Annotated in this window: 22 protein-coding genes and 1 riboswitch; of the genes, 2 read left to right on the top strand and 20 right to left on the bottom strand. The window is 41.6% G+C overall.

The features are described from left to right. Position 1 precedes the first annotated feature (1 nt). The 7 genes from thiS to tenA are packed head-to-tail and all read right to left on the bottom strand — an operon-like array spanning position 2 to position 5,552. Complete coding sequence (thiS, locus tag ACFWE9_RS11255) at positions 2–205, bottom strand: sulfur carrier protein ThiS (RefSeq protein WP_377356795.1); 204 nt, start codon at positions 203–205, stop codon at positions 2–4. Between the two features lie 14 nt (positions 206–219). Continuing rightward, on the bottom strand, positions 220–1,344 hold the full coding sequence (gene thiO, locus ACFWE9_RS11260) for a glycine oxidase ThiO (RefSeq protein WP_377356797.1): 1,125 nt from the start codon (positions 1,342–1,344) through the stop codon (positions 220–222). 1 nt (position 1,345) lies between these two features. Beyond that, positions 1,346–1,957 carry a thiazole tautomerase TenI gene (gene tenI, locus ACFWE9_RS11265; RefSeq protein ID WP_377356799.1) on the bottom strand — a complete coding sequence of 204 codons (612 nt, stop codon included), beginning with the start codon at positions 1,955–1,957 and terminating at the stop codon, positions 1,346–1,348. A gap of 40 nt (positions 1,958–1,997) precedes the next feature. Beyond that, positions 1,998–2,774, bottom strand: coding sequence for an energy-coupling factor transporter transmembrane component T family protein (locus ACFWE9_RS11270; protein ID WP_377356801.1), 777 nt, complete (start codon positions 2,772–2,774; stop codon positions 1,998–2,000). 16 nt (positions 2,775–2,790) lie between these two features. Continuing rightward, a complete protein-coding gene (locus tag ACFWE9_RS11275; RefSeq protein ID WP_377356803.1) occupies positions 2,791–4,257 on the bottom strand; it encodes an ABC transporter ATP-binding protein in 1,467 nt (488 codons plus the stop codon). A 12-nt stretch (positions 4,258–4,269) separates the two neighbouring features. After that, a complete protein-coding gene (locus ACFWE9_RS11280; protein ID WP_377356805.1) occupies positions 4,270–4,854 on the bottom strand; it encodes an ECF transporter S component in 585 nt (194 codons plus the stop codon). 14 nt (positions 4,855–4,868) lie between these two features. Next, positions 4,869–5,552 (bottom strand): thiaminase II, encoded by a 684-nt coding sequence (tenA, locus tag ACFWE9_RS11285; protein ID WP_377356807.1) that lies wholly within the window; start codon positions 5,550–5,552, stop codon positions 4,869–4,871. A gap of 129 nt (positions 5,553–5,681) precedes the next feature. Next, positions 5,682–5,809: riboswitch (TPP riboswitch) on the bottom strand. 174 nt (positions 5,810–5,983) lie between these two features. Here tenA and ACFWE9_RS11290 point away from each other — a divergent pair. Beyond that, positions 5,984–6,115, top strand: a complete 132-nt coding sequence (locus tag ACFWE9_RS11290) for a hypothetical protein (protein ID WP_377356809.1) — start codon at positions 5,984–5,986, stop codon at positions 6,113–6,115. Position 6,116: 1 nt separating this feature from the next. On the opposite strand, the gene ACFWE9_RS11295 is transcribed toward ACFWE9_RS11290, so the two are convergent. From ACFWE9_RS11295 to ACFWE9_RS11350, 12 genes are all read right to left on the bottom strand, one after another. Beyond that, a complete protein-coding gene (locus tag ACFWE9_RS11295; RefSeq protein ID WP_377356811.1) occupies positions 6,117–7,478 on the bottom strand; it encodes an MFS transporter in 1,362 nt (453 codons plus the stop codon). Between the two features lie 26 nt (positions 7,479–7,504). Beyond that, the gene (locus ACFWE9_RS11300) at positions 7,505–8,278 is read right to left on the bottom strand and encodes a 2-keto-4-pentenoate hydratase (protein WP_377356813.1); all 774 of its coding nucleotides are present in this window, start codon (positions 8,276–8,278) and stop codon (positions 7,505–7,507) included. Further along, a complete protein-coding gene (gene dmpG / locus ACFWE9_RS11305; protein WP_377356815.1) occupies positions 8,275–9,294 on the bottom strand; it encodes a 4-hydroxy-2-oxovalerate aldolase in 1,020 nt (339 codons plus the stop codon). Before dmpG ends, ACFWE9_RS11300 begins: the two co-directional genes overlap by 4 nt. 34 nt (positions 9,295–9,328) lie before the next feature. Continuing rightward, positions 9,329–10,213, bottom strand: coding sequence for an acetaldehyde dehydrogenase (acetylating) (locus ACFWE9_RS11310; RefSeq protein WP_377356817.1), 885 nt, complete (start codon positions 10,211–10,213; stop codon positions 9,329–9,331). An 18-nt stretch (positions 10,214–10,231) separates the two neighbouring features. Further along, positions 10,232–11,014, bottom strand: coding sequence for a 2-keto-4-pentenoate hydratase (locus ACFWE9_RS11315; RefSeq protein WP_230156381.1), 783 nt, complete (start codon positions 11,012–11,014; stop codon positions 10,232–10,234). A gap of 17 nt (positions 11,015–11,031) precedes the next feature. Further along, complete coding sequence (locus tag ACFWE9_RS11320; protein ID WP_377356819.1) at positions 11,032–12,507, bottom strand: aldehyde dehydrogenase; 1,476 nt, start codon at positions 12,505–12,507, stop codon at positions 11,032–11,034. Positions 12,508–12,552: 45 nt separating this feature from the next. Then, complete coding sequence (locus ACFWE9_RS11325) at positions 12,553–13,014, bottom strand: RidA family protein (RefSeq protein ID WP_230156384.1); 462 nt, start codon at positions 13,012–13,014, stop codon at positions 12,553–12,555. Then, complete coding sequence (locus tag ACFWE9_RS11330) at positions 12,998–14,023, bottom strand: amidohydrolase family protein (protein WP_230156386.1); 1,026 nt, start codon at positions 14,021–14,023, stop codon at positions 12,998–13,000. Before ACFWE9_RS11330 ends, ACFWE9_RS11325 begins: the two co-directional genes overlap by 17 nt. Then, complete coding sequence (locus tag ACFWE9_RS11335) at positions 14,008–14,568, bottom strand: 3-hydroxyanthranilate 3,4-dioxygenase (protein WP_377356822.1); 561 nt, start codon at positions 14,566–14,568, stop codon at positions 14,008–14,010. Before ACFWE9_RS11335 ends, ACFWE9_RS11330 begins: the two co-directional genes overlap by 16 nt. Positions 14,569–14,612: 44 nt before the next feature. After that, complete coding sequence (locus tag ACFWE9_RS11340) at positions 14,613–15,362, bottom strand: IclR family transcriptional regulator (protein ID WP_230156389.1); 750 nt, start codon at positions 15,360–15,362, stop codon at positions 14,613–14,615. 30 nt (positions 15,363–15,392) lie between these two features. Then, positions 15,393–16,874 (bottom strand): 4-hydroxyphenylacetate 3-hydroxylase family protein, encoded by a 1,482-nt coding sequence (locus ACFWE9_RS11345; protein ID WP_377356824.1) that lies wholly within the window; start codon positions 16,872–16,874, stop codon positions 15,393–15,395. 190 nt (positions 16,875–17,064) lie between these two features. Continuing rightward, positions 17,065–17,205 carry a hypothetical protein gene (locus ACFWE9_RS11350; RefSeq protein WP_377356826.1) on the bottom strand — a complete coding sequence of 47 codons (141 nt, stop codon included), beginning with the start codon at positions 17,203–17,205 and terminating at the stop codon, positions 17,065–17,067. 266 nt (positions 17,206–17,471) lie between these two features. Here ACFWE9_RS11350 and ACFWE9_RS11355 point away from each other — a divergent pair, with 266 nt between their 5' ends. Next, a complete protein-coding gene (locus ACFWE9_RS11355; protein WP_377356828.1) occupies positions 17,472–18,251 on the top strand; it encodes a protein kinase domain-containing protein in 780 nt (259 codons plus the stop codon). Here ACFWE9_RS11355 and ACFWE9_RS11360 read toward each other — a convergent pair. Continuing rightward, positions 18,248–18,415, bottom strand: a complete 168-nt coding sequence (locus ACFWE9_RS11360; RefSeq protein ID WP_230156392.1) for a hypothetical protein — start codon at positions 18,413–18,415, stop codon at positions 18,248–18,250. The two genes, ACFWE9_RS11355 and ACFWE9_RS11360, sit on opposite strands and share 4 nt — an antisense overlap. Between the last annotated feature and the right edge of the window lie 165 nt (positions 18,416–18,580).

An 18,580-nucleotide genomic window follows, 5' to 3' on the forward strand; every position in this document is an offset into this window, starting at 1 on the left:
ATCATCCGCCTCCTACAAAATGTACAATCTCTACCTTGTCACCATTTGACAAACGTGTTTCACTTTGATTTTCTTTTGCCAGTATTTCATCATTCAATTCAACGATCACTACTTTATGATGTAAATTAAAGTGTTGCAAAAGTCCTGCAACAGTTGACTCATCATCAGGAATGCGTATTTTTTCCCCGTTAATAATCAATTCCAATTCAATCACCTCCATTAAGAAAAAATGGTCTGTATCGAACGATTCAATCGAAAAGCGGACCATTCAGGATTTGTCTTTCTTTCCACAAGGTCCGCTATAAGCACGCCTGTAATTGGAGAAAGAAGGATACCATTCCTGTAGTGACCCGTTGCAATGAAAAGCCCTTTGTATGCTGGATGTTCACCAAAGTACGGCAGGCCATCACCTGTTTGAGGGCGTATGCCTGCCCATGTTTTTTCCCATTCGGTTCCTTTTATTGCCGGAAGCAATCGCGTTGCCTTTTCTATTAACGTCGAAATCCCTTCCATACTTACCTTTTGATCGAATGTGTTCGCTTTAACCGTTGCCCCGACAATGATTCTCCCGCCAACTTTGGGTACAAGATAGCAGCCATGTGAAAAGATCGTTTTTTCTAGCAATGGACGATCAGTCAGGACGGAAAAGCACTCTCCCTTTACCGGGTAGGTATCGAGGTTTATCCCTGATTTTTCAAGGAGGAAAGCACTCCACGCCCCACTTGCTACAATTACATTTTCACTAGAGAATTCGCCTATATTAGTGACCACTCCTTTTACAGAGCCGTTTTCCGTACGAAAATCAGAGACATGGACAAATTCCCTTATATCAACACCAAGGGCAGCTGCAGATTTACTAAAAGCGAGCGACAGACTTGTTGCTGAGACTTGTCCATCCTTCGGGATATACATGGCACCCTTAATCTCATCCGAAAGAAGCGGTTCCGATTTCCTTATATCGGCAGTCGATAACCATTCCGCCTCAAGTCCGGCGTTTTGCTGGATTTTGATCATGTTCTTCATCTCGGCTACCTGATCATTCGTTAAGGCCACTTTAAACATACCTTTATTCACTAATTCGATGTCTATTCCGCTTATGTCTTTCAATTCTTCTGCAAGGGCTGGAAACATCCCCCTGCTTTTGCTTGCCAATGTAAAAAGGGGGTTATCAGCTTCCAACTCGGATTGAGCTCCTAACATCCCGGCTGCAGCACTGGATGCTTTACTGGCAAGTCTATCTTTTTCCAATAAAAGGACCTTTTTACCTCGTTTGGCTAATTGAAAAGCAATGGATCCACCAATTACTCCTCCTCCAACAATGATTGAATCATATATGGAATTCATCTTATGTCTCCTTTCCTAAAGACTTCAAATATTGTTTAACAGCTATAACTGGATTTTCAGCTTCAAGCACACCTGACATGACCGCGATTCCTTGTGCCCCCGCATCCCGCACGACATGACAATTGGAAGGTGTTATACCGCCTATTGCAATAATTGGAAGATTGACATTTCTTGTGATTGCATGAAGCTCCTCCACTCCCTTGGGAGGAAGGCCGCGTTTCGAGTCCGTTTCAAAAACATGTCCATAAATCGCGTAATTGGCTCCATTACGGAAGGCCGCTTTCGCTTCATCCATGGAATGGATCGAACAGCCGACACTCATCTCTGGAAATGATCCTTTTACGACTCCGGCATCTAAACTATGAAAAGCCAATTGCACGCCAAATACTTTCTGTGCCCAAGCTACATCCACTCGGTCATTAATGATGATTTTAGATAATGGGATCTTCTTGTCATGTAATAGGGCTACTGCTCGATAGAGTTCTGATGCACTCATATGCTTTTCCCTTAAATAGAAGAAATTAACATATTCCTGAATGCTTGAAGCAATCTCCACGAACTTTTCAATTGGCTGTTTCCCAGTTGAAATAATATGCAATTCCTGTCCATTCATACTAAGAACCCCTTAACTAGTAAATTACAATCTCATACATTCAAATAGGCAGTAATGGGAATTGAATCGATAGATAAAACCCAGCCAACAGCAGGATGATAAAATACAGAATGAATCCATGGTCTTTTTTTGAAAACCCAAATTCATAATAGTATGTTCGATCCCGAGTGTCTGAAAATCGCTTCGCCTCCATCGCAACCGCGATTCGGTGAGCTCGCCTAATGCTTCCGGATAACAACGGGATGGAATAGGCTTTCATTTTAAAATATACCGATCTAATCCCTTTTCCCTTTTCAAAACCACGTACCTTCATCGCGTTTCGTATCGTTTGGAACTCCTCCATCATGATGGGGATGAGCCTTAATGCCGCCATGAAACTATAAGCATATTTCGGTTTAAGCTTAACTTGCTGCATTAACGAATAAAACAAGTTCACGGGTCTCGTCGTCAAGGAAAAAGTTAAACCTAGTGCCGCAAAAAGCAAGGCTCGAAAGCCTACCAGTAATCCCCTCATGAAACTTTCTTCCGTAATCGATATAAGACCCCACTCAAACCAAAGTGTCTCACCTTTACCGAATAAAATCATTGTTAGAGAAGTGGATATAAAAATGAAACAAAACGGGATGGACAAAAGCAAGATGCGTTTAATCGAATGCCCGGTAAAACACAAAAATAAGAGTAAAACTCCAAGCGTCACATTCATCATATAATTCAGATCATGAATGAATAACGCCACAATGCATAATACAATCAATACGACAAGTTTAAGGCTTGGATTGACCTTATGGAGCCATGTTTCTGCACTTGAAACAATCACCTACATGACACTCCTTTTATAATGATAAAACTTTGGTCTCCACAAATCCGGATTGGGTGCTGACCTTTTCATCACTTATTACGTTCCCATCTTTTACCGTCCAGATCCTGGTTGCAAAGTTATTTGAAATATGATCATCATGAGTTACCATGATCACTGTTATTCCGCGCCTTCGGTATTCCTCAAACCATTCCAGTAATGCAAAGGTATTTTTCGAATCTTGACCAAAGGTGGGCTCATCCAAGAGAATGATTTTTTTTTCAATTACGATTGAGGCAGCTACGCTTAAGCGACGCTTTTGACCCATTGATAATTGAAACGGATGTTTATCTTGATGCGCCTCTAGGCGGAACACTTCGAGCAATGAGTGGACTCTCTCCCCTATTTCTTGTTGCGTTCTTTTGTCAATTCGCAATGAATAAGCAATTTCTTCATATACAGAATTTGCAACGAACTGAAACTCAGGATTTTGAAAGACAAACGTCATATGATCGGTTAGATTTTTCACCCTTTTAATAGGGGTACCCATCAATTCATACGTGCCATTCGTTTTTATGAACTGCATCAGTGCGTGCAAGAGAGTACTCTTCCCCGCACCATTTTCTCCCCTGATTACAATCCATTCACCTGAATGGACCTGCAGCTCTTCAACTTTGATTTTCTCTTCTTTTTTCCGAAAACCACTAAAACCTTGGACTTGCATAAGGGGGACACCGTCACTGGATTGGTGTTCGCGAATCGGTTTATTGTCGTGTATATATTCATCCCAAACACCAGGGAACCAAATTCCGTGTTCCTTCATTTCATTTTTATATAGGGAAAGGATGGTATCTTTTGGACCATCAGCTATGATTTGACCGTCATCATTAAAAAGCACGATTCTATCAATGAATTCTAAAACATGGTCAATTTTATGTTCCACGATAATAACGGTCTTGTCTCGTCCAATTCCCTTCAACAAGTCCCAAATTTCTTTTGTTCCTTCCGGATCAAGCATAGCGGTTGGTTCATCCAAAAATATCACTTCTGGTTCAAGTGCCAATACCGAAGCAATCGCCAGACGCTGTTTCATGCCGCCTGATAATGTATCAATACTTGTATGAATAGTCTTTAGGTTCAATCCAACTTGACGGAGATGATGTTGGATCCTCTCTTTCATTTCTTGCTTAGGAACGGAAAGATTCTCAAGGACGAAAGCAATTTCCTCATCGGCAAATGGCATGCAAAACTGACTATCAGGGTCTTGAAAAACATATCCCCATGAAGTAGGGCACTTCAATTCTTCAGCTTTCATCGGGACTTCGATGGAATTTGGTATCAATCCACTTAACACTTGTAAAAGTGTGGACTTACCACATCCTGATGGTCCCAACAAAAGAACCTTTTCACCCCTATCAAACGAGACGGATAGGTCCTTGAATAGCAAAGACTCATCTCCGGGAAATTTCATTCTTAACTTTTCTACATGAACGATTCGTTCCATGGTCATCAACCTCTACTTTTGGTCCAGTTCTGCATAATCCTTACTGGAAACCGGACGTACAAGATTAGTTACTCCTGTTGCTTCCAGGACTTTAACTAGATAGTAAGCAGTCACTCCGGCAAAGAAAATGGAGCCTATGAACCTCGCAATCATGAATAACGATAGATTCCAAAGAGAGAGCGCACCTATTTCCCCATATGCAAAATCCATGAGGACTGATCCCAGGCAGGATGCTATCGCCGCTAATACAGCGACCGACATATTGAACTTTTTATATCTGACCGCCATGAAAACTAGTTCCGCGAACAATCCTTGTACAACTCCATATAAGAGTACGGTTAGCCCCCATGGTGAACCTAGAAAGAATTCTCCGGAAGCTGCAGCAATCTCCGCCAGTAGCGCCACACCCGGTTTCCTCAAAACTAAAAAGGCAACGGGTCCAGCTATAAACCACATCCCATAAATAAGTTGATCTACATGTAATCCTAATGGTTTAACGGAATAATAAAGTGAACCCCAAACGATATAGACTATTCCAAATGCCACGGCAATCACGATCGTGACTAATATATCCGTTAATTTCAACCCTTTTTTCATTGTTTCAATCTCCTTTATACCTCTAATGTTTCCTTATGCACCGGCCATGTCTCTAGACAATAAGCCATTTCCCAAAATGAGTATTCATATTGGCTGCTAAGAATAAAATGCTCCTTCATTCTTTCCCTATCTACATCTGTTACTTTTTCAGCAATCTCATCAAGCCTTGCAATTTGTTCTTCGACCAAAGAGCGGAACCACTCTCCTCCGTAAGCCGCTATCCATTCTTGATATATCGGCTCTTCCGGTTTACACTCTTTCAGCTTTTCGCCGATTTCATAATACAGCCAATAACATGGCAAGATAGCTGAAATAACATCCCCTAAATGACCAGAATATGCCGCACGATACATATGGGAAGTGTAAGCATAAGCAGTTGGTGCAGGTTTGAACTTTTCCCTTTCTTCTTTTGTGATCCCTAATCTCTCAGAAAAATTTTCATGAAGCTTCAACTCCGCTTCATATGTTCCTTGTGCATGGCCGGCAAGCCTGCTTGTTGTATGTAAATCTGTAGCCTTGACTGCTCCTAAAGCTTGAACTCTGGCAAAATGTGATAAGTAATAGGCATCTTGCTTGACATAAAAACGAAAACACTCTATGGGCAATGTGCCATCGCCTATTCCTGCAACAAATGGATGGTTAAAACTTGCTTCCCAAATATGATCAACTTCCTGGCGGATTTCCTCTGAAAACTTCATCTTCATTACCTCCAATTTTTATTTTTTCAATGAATGATACGGGAAAATACCTCCTCTTTTTTGACAAATAAAAAACCACTTTCTTTGACGTAAAGAAAGTGGTTGTACTTGAAATAATACAGAAACGTATTGTTCCAGACCCCACTTCCCTACGCTGGTATAAACCAGATCAGGTTCTAAGGGTCTTAAAGTCATACTTTAATCTCAGCTTCTCAGGTAAAATAGCTTTTACCAATAAAGCACCCCTAGTGGTACAAATTGTATATATAATTCATTTGCCTTTATATTAACACGATAAATCCAATTGTCAAACGGATTAGAAAAGTTTTCAAGCATTGATGTAGATTAATACTTTATAGGATTAATAGCCTTTCAAGCTTGTATCCCCCTCTAACCATGCGCTCTATGCTGGTTGGATTGATAAAAAAAGGTTGAGAAGTTTATTTCGTTATTTACTCGTAAATTCCGTTGATTTACTCGTGAGTTTGCGTGTTTTACTCGTGAGTTCCGTTGATTTACTCGTGAGTTTGCGTGTTTTACTCGTGAATTCCGTTATCTATTAATTTATGCATTTGTTGTTGCTTTTAGTTTTATATTTTCCTCAATCTGTGTTTTATCATAGCTGCCATACTTCTCTTTCACAACCAGTAACGCTAAGGCCGCCATTATGCTCGGAACTGTGAAGGCCATAAATGCATTTTGTGGCGAATAGTTTGCAGCCAGCAATAAACCTATTAATGTAGGGGCAACAATCGCTCCAATTCTACCAAACGCCAAGGCCCACCCTATCCCGGTGGTCCTTATCTCACGTGGATAATACTCGGAAATATACGTATTGGCCAAATTCATCGTACCCACTGTACAGGCACCTCCAAAAGCGATTAAAATATATAATGCCACTGCATTTGAGGTTAATCCTAATATTACAAAGCAGACCGTACCAATGGCACAGAGGGATACAAGTACTCTTCTATGACCCATTTTCCCAACTAAGTACCCTCCAATTATCGATCCGCCAATTTGCCCTATCCCCGATATAAGATTGAAAGATAAACTGGATGTAAGGCCGTATCCGGACTGCTGCATGATTTTCGGTAACCATGTATTGAGTCCGTATACCATAAGTAAACAATTAAAGGCAGCTACCCAAAACGCAAATGTACTAAGAGTACGCTTATCTTCAAAGAGTTTCTTGACTGGAAAGCCTTTTGCCCTTTCTTGGACCTTGGCAAACTCATAGTCGTCCGAGTCTTTATAGTCGCCCTCTGGATCAATGCGATTCAAAATTCCGGCAAGTTTTGCCCCTTGTTTTCGAATAACATAATAGGAAAGCGATTCAGGAAATTGCTTCATGAAGAATGGCAGTGCCAGTAAGGGAAGCGCCCCAATCCAATATAATACCCTCCAACTCATTTGTTCCATCACATACATTCCAATTAAAGAAGCAAGAATGCTTCCAATTGAATAACCACAGTACATTGTAGTTACAATGAGCACCTTATACTTTTTGGGTGAGTATTCCGCCATTAAGGAGATAACGTTTGGCATTAATCCTCCCATTCCCAAGGCTGCTATAAATCGCATGATCGAGAAAAAGGCAGGATTTGGGGCGAAACTTGAAAGTAATGTAAAAATGCTGAATATACATATGCTAATGGCAAGCACTTTTTTTCTCCCTATTTTATCCGCCAGGGGTGCAAATATGAGGGCTCCTACCATCATTCCGAACAATGAATAACTTGCTATTCCGCCAGCTTCGACTGGCGTCAAGCTCCATTCCTCCATCATCAAAGGTAAACCTACTCCGTACATGGCTATATCAAATCCATCGAAGGTAATTGCGAACAAACACCACATAAAGACCATTAATTGAAAACGGCCAAATTTACTATTCCCCACCACTTCCGAAGCATTAACTTCACGCAATTATTTCCCTCCTCTTTGCGAATTTTTCACGATATCACTTGTAATGTCAGTTTCCCCAGTTCACCGTAATCTGCTATAATTTCATCGTTTGCCTGTATGGAAACGGCATCTGTAATCCCACCTACTAAAACAATCATTCCAGCCTGAATGGAAAGTCCTTCACGACTAATCATTTTTACAAGTTCGACAATGGAATGAATCGGATGATCGAGTACAGCTTCCCCACGACCCCTCTTTTGTATTTCACCATTTTGATAAAGCGTAACTTCTGCTTGAGCCCAGTCCGTGTGATATGGTGAATAAGCTTGATTGCTAAGCAGAATTTTGGCTGAAGATGCGTTATCCGCTACTACATCTGTAAGTGTAAAGGAAAAATTTTTATAACGGCTGTCAATAACCTCTAAAGCAAGAAATACACATTCTACAGCCGGCCAGACATCTTTCGCCGTTATATTTGCACCTTTCAATTCTTCTTTAAACAAAAAAGCAAATTCGGGTTCCACTCTCGGATGAATGAATTCCCCAACTTTTAAGACTGGTTTAGATAGTTCCATGGCAGATGTCAACCTGCCATAGATCGCTTCCTCCACTCCTACTTGCTGTTGTTTGGCTTTGCTCGTCAAGCCCATCTTCCACCCGATGAATTTGTTATCACCGGTGATCGTCTCATTTATGCTCAGCTTCTGAATTTCATAGGCTTGATTTACTGTGAGTTCAGGATTGGATAATGTAAGCTTATCCATTTCACGGCCATTTTTTTGCGATTCGGCTACCCTTTTTGCTAGTTGAACTAGTTTCATCTCATAGTCCCTTCTTTCTGCATTGCCATTTGCTTTGCTACTTCAATAATCGTATCTTCCTGTCCGCCAACGACTTTTTGCCGACCAAGCTCCATCAAAATATCCCGAGCGTCCACTCCATACTTTTTCGACGCTTTATTTGCATGCAATAAAAAGCTGGAGTAAACGCCACTATAGCCCATGATTAAACTCGAGTCTGTTATTTCCTGGGGCTTGGGCATGATTGTATCTCCAACCTCCTCCGAAAGATCAAGCATTTTATATAAGTCAATATCAGTACGGATACCCAGCCTATCCAGCACGGCAACAAGCACTTCCGTCTGGGTATTACCAGCTCCTGCACCGAGACAGCGGATGCTGCCATCAATTCGATTCGCCCCCTCTTCAATTGCTACAAGTGAATTTGCCACAGCGAGCGATAAGTTATTGTGAGCATGAAAACCGATATCGATATTCAGGTTTGTTTTTAATAAATTGATCCGCGTCTTCACATCTTGGGGCAAAAAAGATCCTGCTGAATCAACAACGTATACAGCATCGGCTCCATAGGATTCCATTAAGTAGGCTTGCTCAAGAAGTTTTTCTGGTGATGCCATGTGAGACATCATTAAAAACCCGATTGCTTCCATCCCGAGATGTTTCGCAGCTTCCAGATGTTGCTTTGATACATCCGCTTCAGTAACATGTGTTGCGATGCGCGCCATTTTGGCGCCTACATCAGCTGCTTCTCTTAAATGATCAATTGTCCCTATACCAGGAATTAAAAGCACTGAAATAGCGGATTCGCCGGCCACCTCAACAGCCGCTTCAACTAATTCAATATCATTCACTTTTGAGAAACCATATTGCAAGGATGATCCGCCTAGGCCATCTCCATGGGACACTTCAATATAAGGGACACCTGCAGCACTAAGTTTCCCTGTCAGGTTCTTTACTTGTTCGATCGTATATTGATGTGCCACTACATGACTCCCATCCCGCAAAGCCACTTCCGTTACTAATACATCTCTATCCAAATGAACCCCACCTTTACCACTTCAATTTTCTTTTTCAAACATAACTTTTGAAATGGTTTTTCGCCATTTCTTCCCCTACTTTTACAGCTGAAGCCGTCATTATATCCAAATTACCTGCATAAACGGGAAGATAATCTCCCAACCCTCTCACTTCCAGAAATACTGTTATTTGTTTCCCATCAATTATCGGCTCTGTCTTCAGACGGTATCCAGGCACATATTCAGAAACTTTTTCCACCATCTTATAAATGGATGTTATTACCGCTTTCTCATCAAAAGAATCTGACTGAAGCAGACAGTGAATGGTATCCCTCATTATGAGTGGCGGTTCGGCAGGATTTAGCAGAATGATAGCCTTTCCCTTTTTAGCTCCACCCACCTGCTCTAGGGCCCTTGCAGTCGTTTGTGTGAACTCATCAATATTAGCCCGAGTTCCGGGACCGGCACTCCTGCTTGAAATTGTCGCGATTATTTCGGCATATTCGACCTGGGACACTTGACTGATCGCATGAACAATTGGGATTGTCGCCTGACCGCCGCATGTAATCATATTAACTTCCATTTCATTCAGATTTTTCTGTAAATTAACAGAAGGAACAACAAAGGGTCCGATCGCGGCCGGTGTCAAATCTATGACCTTTTTATTCAGCTTTTTCAGGGCTTCATAGTGAATCATCACGTGAGCCTTCGCGGATGTGGCATCATACAAAATGTCTGCAAGCTCCGGATGTTCCAAAAATCCATCCATGCCATTTGCAATGATATGATGTCCGTGCGATCTAGCCCTCATCAAACCCTCTGAATCCTTATCGATACCAATCATTACCGACATTTCGAGAACATCCGATCGATGAATTTTCATCATTAAGTCCGTCCCGATATTCCCTGATCCAATAATGCCTACTTTTAGTTTTTTCATGGCAGTTGGGCTCCTTTCTCACTTAAAATAAACCGATACCTTCCCTAACTTTTCTCCAAAGTCAGCAGAAAAATGGTCACCAGCTTTCGCTTCGATTGCGGCGGATAGTGCACCGGATAAGATGACTTCACCAGCATTCAATGAACCATTAAACCCATGAAGTTTATTGGCAAGCCAGGCTACACATGCTGCTGGATTTCCCAGTACTGCCTCACCTGTTCCTTGGTTCATGAAATCCCCATTTTTATATAGGCTCATTTGGACGGAAGGGAGGTCGATATCACTTAATTGAATTTTGCGATTTCCCAGTATATATAAACCGGATGAGGCATTATCCGCCACAGTGTCCGGAAGTTTAATCTTCCAGTCCATCACCCGGCTATCAACCACTTCGATCGAAGCAACCACATAATCCGTGGCATCGATTACATCATCAACTGTAATATTGGGACCATGCAGATCCTTCTTTAAAATAAAAGCTACTTCTGCCTCCACTTTCGGTTGAATCAATCGGGAACTGGAAATGCGGCCATCATTCTCCACCTTCATCCCATCCAGTAAATGTCCGTAATCTGGTTCATTGACTCCCAGAACTTCCTGCATAGCCTTTGAAGTCAAGCCTATTTTCTTTCCCGATACTTCCAGACCGGACTGGATTTTCCTTCGAATCGTTTCAAGCTGAATTTGGTAGGCATCCTCCACGTCCAAATCTGGAATTTCACTGGTGGGGGCCAATATTCCGATTCCTGTTTTTTCCGCTTTCAAAAACCTAGCAGACCATTCTGTTAAACTAGCGTTCATGATGCTTTCCTCCGTCCTTATAATTTAATCGTGACATTAGACAATTCACTGTAAAATTCGAAGCTATGCGCTCCACCTTCACGACCTATGCCACTGTGTTTCATGCCTCCAAAAGGTGTGCGCAAATCACGCAAATACCAGGTATTCACCCAGATAATGCCCGCTTCTATTTTAGAAGCAACACGATGCGCTCTCCTTAAATCATTGGTCCAGATCGTTGCCCCCAGTCCGTAATGAGTGTCATTAGCGTGCTCTAGTACCTCTTCTTCCGTTTCAAAAGGCATGACCGTTACAACAGGACCAAAAATTTCTTCCCGTACGCAACGGGATTCACGCGTAACTCCGGCAATAATTGTCGGTTCAATGAAAAACCCTTTTTCAAACTGTTCGGCTCTTTTTCCTCCGGTTAATATTTTCGCCCCTTCTTCTTTCGCCAGATCAATGTAACTCATCACTTTTTGATAATGCTCTTTTCCTATTACAGCTCCTACTTCCGTTTCGGTATCAAACGGATCCCCGACTTTTAATTTTTCTGTTCGCGCGACCATTTTTTCAAGGAATTCGTCATACAATTCTTGCTGAACATAAATACGTGATCCACATAAACAAACTTCACCTTGGTTCATGAAGCTTGATTTCAAAGTCGTTTCGATAACTTCATCAAGATTCGAGTCTGCAAACACAATATTGGGATTTTTCCCGCCCAGTTCAAAAGAGATTTTTTTCAATGTAGGTGCAGCAGCTTTCATAATCGCTGTTCCCGTTTTAGTTTCCCCTGTAAATGTTATCGCATCGACGTCCGGATGTTCGCTTAGAGCAGCTCCGGCTGAATTTACACCATATCCATGCACAAGGTTGACAACTCCATCGGGAACTCCCGCTTCCTTACATATTTCCATTAACTTTGTCGCTGTCATCGGTGTCAGTTCAGCTGGTTTCATAACCGCTGTATTGCCAGCTGCCAGGCATGGTGCCAATTTCCATGTCAACAATAGCAAAGGTAAATTCCAAGGATTGATCATCCCTACCACACCTACTGGTCGCCTAATCGAATAATGAAGGGCAATGTTGTTCTGATTGAAGGATTCATTACCAAGTGTAGTGATATAGTCCGCAAAAAAGTGGAAATTGTGAGCTGCACGTTTGATGTCCATTTCCAGTGCGAGGCTATATGGTTTCCCTGTATCAAGGGTTTCCAACATTGTCAGTTCTTCTTTCTTTTCCAAAATGAGATCGCCGATTCTCCGTAGAACCGCGGAGCGTTCATTATCGGTAAAAGATTTCCAAGGACCCTTAAGTGCATGTCTTGCTGCTGAAACAGCCAGATTCACCTCCTCTTTTCCTCCTTCTGCAACCCATCCAAGTTTTTCTTCCGTTGCGGGATTGATATTGTCAAAGGTTTTTGATCGATTTGGATTCAGGAATTCCCCATTAATAAAGTGCCGGCAATCTATTGATTTAGCTGTGTTTATACTATCTTTTGCTGCTTGCATGAACATCCCTCTCCCTTTATTGAGACAATGGCTCAGTCAAGTGCCTCAATCTTGTATTTCCACAATCATTTCAATTTCAATTGCTGTGTTATTTGGAAGCTGGGACATTCCCACTGCTGACCGAGCATGTCTACCCCTCTCACCAAACACGGCAACAAGCAGGTCTGATGCGCCATTCAATACTTTGGGCTGTCCTGTGAAATTTTCTGCAGAATTAACCATGCCTAGAATTTTGATTACCCTCTTCACTTTGGATAGTTCTCCAAGCTCGTCCTTCAGCACCCGCAGAAGATTAATCATTGACTGCCTCGCTGCCTGATACCCTTCTTCTTCCGTCAGCTCAATGCCAAGCTTGCCGTGATAATCATCGACACCTTGTCCGGATGTGAAAATCAAATTTCCCACCCTGACGTGGCTGACATAGTTACCGACCGCTTCCCTTGGCGGCTCAAGCTTGATTCCAAGTTCCTCAAGTACTTGTTCTGGTGCTTTAATCTGTTTTTCCATGCTTCTCCCCTCGCGATTCCAAATTTAAAAACCTCAATGCATTTCCCCCTAGTAGATTCGCTTTCACTTCATCTGAAAGATTTAGAGTGTCATCAATCACTTTACCTGGAGGATTTTCTCTCAATAAAAATGGATAGTCGGAACCCATCAGCACTTTCTTATATCCAAAACGGTCAATCAAATACTGAATATTCCGGGTATCATAGTTCAGGGAATCGAAATAAAACTTTTGTGCATAATGGCTTGGTGGCATGGATGTTTTTCTTAAATCAGGCCATACTTCCCATCCCTGATCAATCCGCGGTAAAATATATGGAAATGAGCCCCCGCCATGTGCAAAACAGAGTTTCAGATCCGGGAACTTTTCCATTACGCCACTCCATAAAATGCTTGCTGCCGCCAATGCCGTTTCACTCGGCATCGCGATTGTATACATCAGGTTATGCCGTTCCGTTCGGTCTTTTGCCATAGTCTCCCATGGGTGTATAAACAGAGGGACATTCCATTTTTCAGCCATCTGGAAGAATTCCAATAAAACAGGGGAATCTAGATTTTCCCCGTTTACGTTAGTACCGATCTCGATCCCCGCCAGACCAAGTTCAAATTTACATCGTTCCATTTCGCCAATTGCCACTTTCAAATCCTGAAGCGGTACAGTACCAAGGCCGATGAACCTGTCTGGATGCCTGTTCACAGTCTCGGCAATAAAATCATTCTGGAACTTGGACATGTATAGTGCCTGATCTATAGGCGCCCAGTATGAAAATGTCACCGGCACCGGCGAGAGCACCTGCATATCGACTCCTTCGGCATCCATATCCTGAATGCGTTTTTCCGGGTCCCATACCTGGTCAGTCACTTTCCTGAACAGCTTTCCGCTTACCATGATATCAGCCCCGCATGAACATTTCCGCTGCAGCACCGGCCAGCGGCCCTGACCAAATTCACCCGTTAAATCCGGCAAGTCCAATGGAAGAATATGTGTATGGAAATCTACTCGCATTTCCAAGCCTCAACGTTTTCTGACATGACATGACCGCATTCATGACAGGTGCGAAGTTCCTTGTTTCTGTTGAAAGCCTCAATGGCTTCTTTCACCTGGACCTCAATATTCGTCAATTGGATCGTAACTTTGTGCATCTCATGGTTACAATTCCCGCAGAACCAAACAAAATCTTCAAGCTCATCTTTAGCACGCTTTCGCTCTATGACAATGCCGTAAGTATCCGATACACGGTGAGGGGAATGAGGTACATCAGCTGGCAGCATAAACATTTCCCCTTCTTTCACCTCAACTACTTCGCGTTCGCCGTTTTGATTGATGCATTCAACATAGCAGGAACCTTTTATCTGATAAAATAACTCGTCAGAAGGGTCTACATGAAAATCTCGCCGATAATTCGGCCCCCCAAGAAGCATGACAATGAATTCGGAATCTTCCCAAAGCACTTTGTTATTAACCGGCGGTTTCAATAAATTTTTATTGTCTTCAATAACTTTCATTACGTTTAATGACCTAGCCTGTAATTTTGCAGATTGAGCATATCCTTTCATAAATAAACTACCTCCCGTTTCAGTTTTTGTAATAGTCAAAAAATTTACATTAATGACATATAACCGACTTGCTTTGATATCATTTGTGCCGAACGAATCACCGACTGAATAATTCTCGTTTTTTCTTTCCCAATCATATAATTTCGCTCACCGACAAGGTTAAGGGCAGCTATAACTTGGCCATTGTAGGATTTAATGGGGGCAGCAACACCATATAACCCAAAATCATTTTCATCATCACTAATCGCATATCCTTGTTTGCGGACGGCCATTAATTCTTCATTCAATTGGTTAATGCACGTTATCGTATTTGTTGAGTGCTTCAATAGCCCTTTTGCAAGCGTAGGCTGAATAAAGGATGGGTTAAAGGCTAGTAATACTTTTCCGCTGCTCGTACAATGAGCTGGTTTTCTTGCTCCTATATATGTGGTTATGTGCTCAGCATGAGGGGACGACATTTTCATCACAAACCTGACTTCGCCTTCGTGAAACATACCAATGTGAGAATTTCCTCTAAATTGCAGGACAAGATTACTGATGATCGGACCTGCCTCATAATGAATATCCTGCTGATACATGACTTTACTGCTCCACTCAAGTAACTTCCATCCAAGCCGGTATTTTCGATCTTTGACTTGAATCAGCATCCCTTCCTTACACATCGTTTTCACTAGATGATGAGTTGAGCTTGGACTCATATTCAATTTTTCAGCGATTTCCTTATTTCCAAGTGAGGGTTCTTCATTAGTGAATAAATCAAGTATCTTTATTACCTTCTCAACGGACGAAATCATGTCGCCCCCCCTCCCTATTCAACTATTAAACTACTGGTTAACCGCATCGATGGCCACTTTCATCGGTTTATTAAGCACTTCATCGACCATGGTAAACTTCTTGTTTTTCTTATATTTATTATAAAAAATGGCCCTTTTCCGAACTGGATCACCCGTGTAATAACGCTCGTATTGAAGAAGGCGCTGACCAAATGCTTCCCCGCATAAATCCCATGCAAGTTTAAACACCCTTACCCGCTCTTCTGCTGAAACTCCGCTACGTCCTCCATAATATTTATCGATATCACGGCGCAATTCCGGATTATCAAAGTCGGCCCCTGTCGGTGACATCAACAGCCCTCCAGCTCCAATGGTCTGGATAACCTCTATGGCACGGGGATACATCTCCGGAAGGAAACCCCTAATCGTTTCCAATGCATCCGGATTTGGCCGGGCCTCACCGTATTCATTAATCGTGTACTCATATTCCGCTACCCGGAGCAATGAACGGATGACTTCGACGGATTGAACAAGTTCACCCAAATCACGCTGTACATGCAGGAATCCATCGACTCCGATAGAGTCTGCCACTTTACAAGCGACTTCAACGGCAAATGCCAGTTTTATATATCCACGCACTCCTGATTGGTGAGCAGGCTGTTCAGCAATTCCCGTCATTGGATACAAGCGGTTTGCCGCCTCCACATTGTTGTATAAAAAGACACGATCCCAGGGAACCAGGACATCATTAAATACAAGCATGGCATCCATTTCCTCATAACGGGAGGCCAGTGGATGGTCGAACATCGAACGTGTTCCGTCCTGCATTGGTTCCCGGCAAATTATGCGCAGTCCAGGCGTATCGATCGGCAGGGCAAATGCTACCGCATGACGTTCATCTCCTGGTGTGAATCCAGGAAAAGAATAGATAATCACCTCATCCGTAATGGGCGCCAGGGTGGCTAACATCTTTGCACCTCGGACCAATATCCCTTCCTCTTTTTCCTCAACGGTCCCTAAATGGGTATATGTTTCTTTTTGTTCATGTGATTGTTTGCTTCGATCATTTTGGGGATTAATGATTGCATGAGTTAAGAATAAATCATTGTCACGAATATAGGTATAATAATCCTTTATGTTCTTAGACCAGTCTTTATTGTATTTATCAAGAAACCAGGAATTATGTGCCATGGAAGTAACTACGACATTTAAAAAATCAGGCGTTCTCCCCATAAGTCCATATGTCATTCTGGCATACACTTCAAATAGTTTACTTCTTTTTTGCAAATCTTCAGATGTCTTGGGGAATAAGAAAGCATTGTTAACACGTTCTCCGGTTTCTTTACAAATGTGGGTGATTTCATCTTGATATTCCGGGTCATGTTGAATGTCATACAACTTCGCAATTTCTTGTATCGGCTGTTTAAAAATTGGCTCATTATAAATATCCTCAACCACTTTTCCACCAAGCCAGACTTCCGGCTTTCTGGATTTAATCCTATTAATATATTCTTCGCCCGTTTTAATGCCCATATTGATCCCCCCATTTTCCCTAGATAAAAAGTAAGCGCTTCCAAATATTCGCGATATAATTCCTGGATCTCATCGATGAACGATATATGATCACCAACATCATTCTCTTTCCATGGTTTGCATTCCATCCAAGGGTTTCCTGTTTACTGCCCGCAAATTTCCGCTAGTTCAGGCTTTTATGAATTGACACTTAAGCAAGCGGGGGATCCAAGGAAGCCAAGGTAAGCGACTTCACCGTAATACCATTTTGAACTTTCCCATCAAACCAACACACTATCGTAACTCCGGTTGGGAATGTACCAAAGCAATTTCTCAACTCGCGCCCATCCATCTTGTCACCTCCTACTCTTTGATTATGAATTCATTATAGTTAACTTAAAAATTTAATAATTGCTCAAATTTCATAATATGAAATTACGAATTTTTTTTTTGCTTTTTTTCATTGACAATAATCATTAATAAAAGAACTCCCCAAAGTAAAGACTTTCATTACCGCATGATCAAAAATCAATGTTAAACTATCCATGTTCAGTTCATCATAATGGTTATATGTTTGCTTGATTCGAATAAATGAAAGTGGTGAGGGAAGTTTCCATTTTGCGTACCTTTAGAAAGATCTATCAATTTTTTGTAGATATACCTTTAAAAAAAGGAGTGGTTTTACATAACCGCTACGAAATCACTACTGTAATCGGAACAGGAAGCTACGGGATCGTTTATCATTGCACGGATTTGAAAACGAATGAGAATAAAGTGATCAAACAACTTCGGAAAAGTAAGCGCCGCAGCAAAAAAGAGCTGAAACAGTTTGAAAATGAAATTTCCATATTACGTATGTTAAATCACAAAAACATGCCCACATTTCACGAGAAATTTTCACATGATGGGAATGTTTATTTTGTGATGAATTTCATTGAAGGGAATAATTTAGAAGACCATATTTTCTTAAATCATATAACATTCAATGAGAAAGAGTCTCTATTTTTTCTTGATGAGCTGGTCGGATTAGTATTTTTTTTACACAACCATGACATCTACCATCAAGATTTACGCATTCCAAATATTTTACTTAAAGACCATGAGCCTATTTTGATAGACTTTGGTTTGTCTAAAATGAACGTTTCAGCCGATTTCGCAAAAGAATCCATTTTGGAGCTGAAACGGCAGGATTTTTACGATTTGGGAGAAATACTCTTATATATACTTTATACGACGTACTCAGCCAAAAATAAAAAGGCTCTTCCTTGGACAGAAGAGCTTTCGTTAGAAAAAGAAACCGTACATATACTGAAAAGGTTATTAAGCATCCAAGAACCTTATTCAGATATCAGTGAAATCTCATTGGATCTGCAAGCTGCATTAGAGAAATTGCATTAGCTGCTGCTGCCCCGCCCTTTTCTCTTATAGCGGTCACTTCCGCTCATAGGGGATCGTTTATACCCTCGGCTGCTGCTACTGCTGCCTCGGCGATAATGACCATGTCTCCGTTCACTGCTGCCTTGGGAAAGTTGTTTGATTTTTTTCATTATTTTCCTTAACATATCTTTCACCTCTTTCGTTTAGTTTGAAAGCCTGTTATTCATTTAGCCTAACATAGCCACCGGATAAACCTTATTAATAAGTACTATAATTTTTTTTCATTTGTGTTACACCCCATTGCTGCTTACAAAGAAACTCCTAATGGCATTTACTTAACTATCCCCACC

Source organism: Peribacillus sp. NPDC060253 (assembly GCF_042727425.1).
GTDB lineage: Bacteria > Bacillota > Bacilli > Bacillales > DSM-1321 > Peribacillus.

Excerpts from the sequence above, each read along its gene's own strand:
- tenI (WP_377356799.1), bottom strand. The coding sequence starts at position 1,957 with ATGAATGGACAGGAATTGCATATTATTTCAACTGGGAAACAGCCAATT.
- ACFWE9_RS11360 (WP_230156392.1), bottom strand. The coding sequence starts at position 18,415 with ATGTTAAGGAAAATAATGAAAAAAATCAAACAACTTTCCCAAGGCAGC.
- thiO (WP_377356797.1), bottom strand. The coding sequence starts at position 1,344 with ATGAATTCCATATATGATTCAATCATTGTTGGAGGAGGAGTAATTGGT.
- ACFWE9_RS11340 (WP_230156389.1), bottom strand. The coding sequence starts at position 15,362 with ATGATTTCGTCCGTTGAGAAGGTAATAAAGATACTTGATTTATTCACT.
- ACFWE9_RS11345 (WP_377356824.1), bottom strand. The coding sequence starts at position 16,874 with ATGGGCATTAAAACGGGCGAAGAATATATTAATAGGATTAAATCCAGA.
- ACFWE9_RS11275 (WP_377356803.1), bottom strand. The coding sequence starts at position 4,257 with ATGGAACGAATCGTTCATGTAGAAAAGTTAAGAATGAAATTTCCCGGA.
- ACFWE9_RS11325 (WP_230156384.1), bottom strand. The coding sequence starts at position 13,014 with ATGGAAAAACAGATTAAAGCACCAGAACAAGTACTTGAGGAACTTGGA.
- ACFWE9_RS11280 (WP_377356805.1), bottom strand. The coding sequence starts at position 4,854 with ATGAAAAAAGGGTTGAAATTAACGGATATATTAGTCACGATCGTGATT.
- ACFWE9_RS11335 (WP_377356822.1), bottom strand. The coding sequence starts at position 14,568 with ATGAAAGGATATGCTCAATCTGCAAAATTACAGGCTAGGTCATTAAAC.
- ACFWE9_RS11300 (WP_377356813.1), bottom strand. The coding sequence starts at position 8,278 with ATGAAACTAGTTCAACTAGCAAAAAGGGTAGCCGAATCGCAAAAAAAT.
- ACFWE9_RS11310 (WP_377356817.1), bottom strand. The coding sequence starts at position 10,213 with ATGAAAAAACTAAAAGTAGGCATTATTGGATCAGGGAATATCGGGACG.
- tenA (WP_377356807.1), bottom strand. The coding sequence starts at position 5,552 with ATGAAGTTTTCAGAGGAAATCCGCCAGGAAGTTGATCATATTTGGGAA.
- ACFWE9_RS11315 (WP_230156381.1), bottom strand. The coding sequence starts at position 11,014 with ATGAACGCTAGTTTAACAGAATGGTCTGCTAGGTTTTTGAAAGCGGAA.
- ACFWE9_RS11350 (WP_377356826.1), bottom strand. The coding sequence starts at position 17,205 with ATGGATGGGCGCGAGTTGAGAAATTGCTTTGGTACATTCCCAACCGGA.
- ACFWE9_RS11320 (WP_377356819.1), bottom strand. The coding sequence starts at position 12,507 with ATGCAAGCAGCAAAAGATAGTATAAACACAGCTAAATCAATAGATTGC.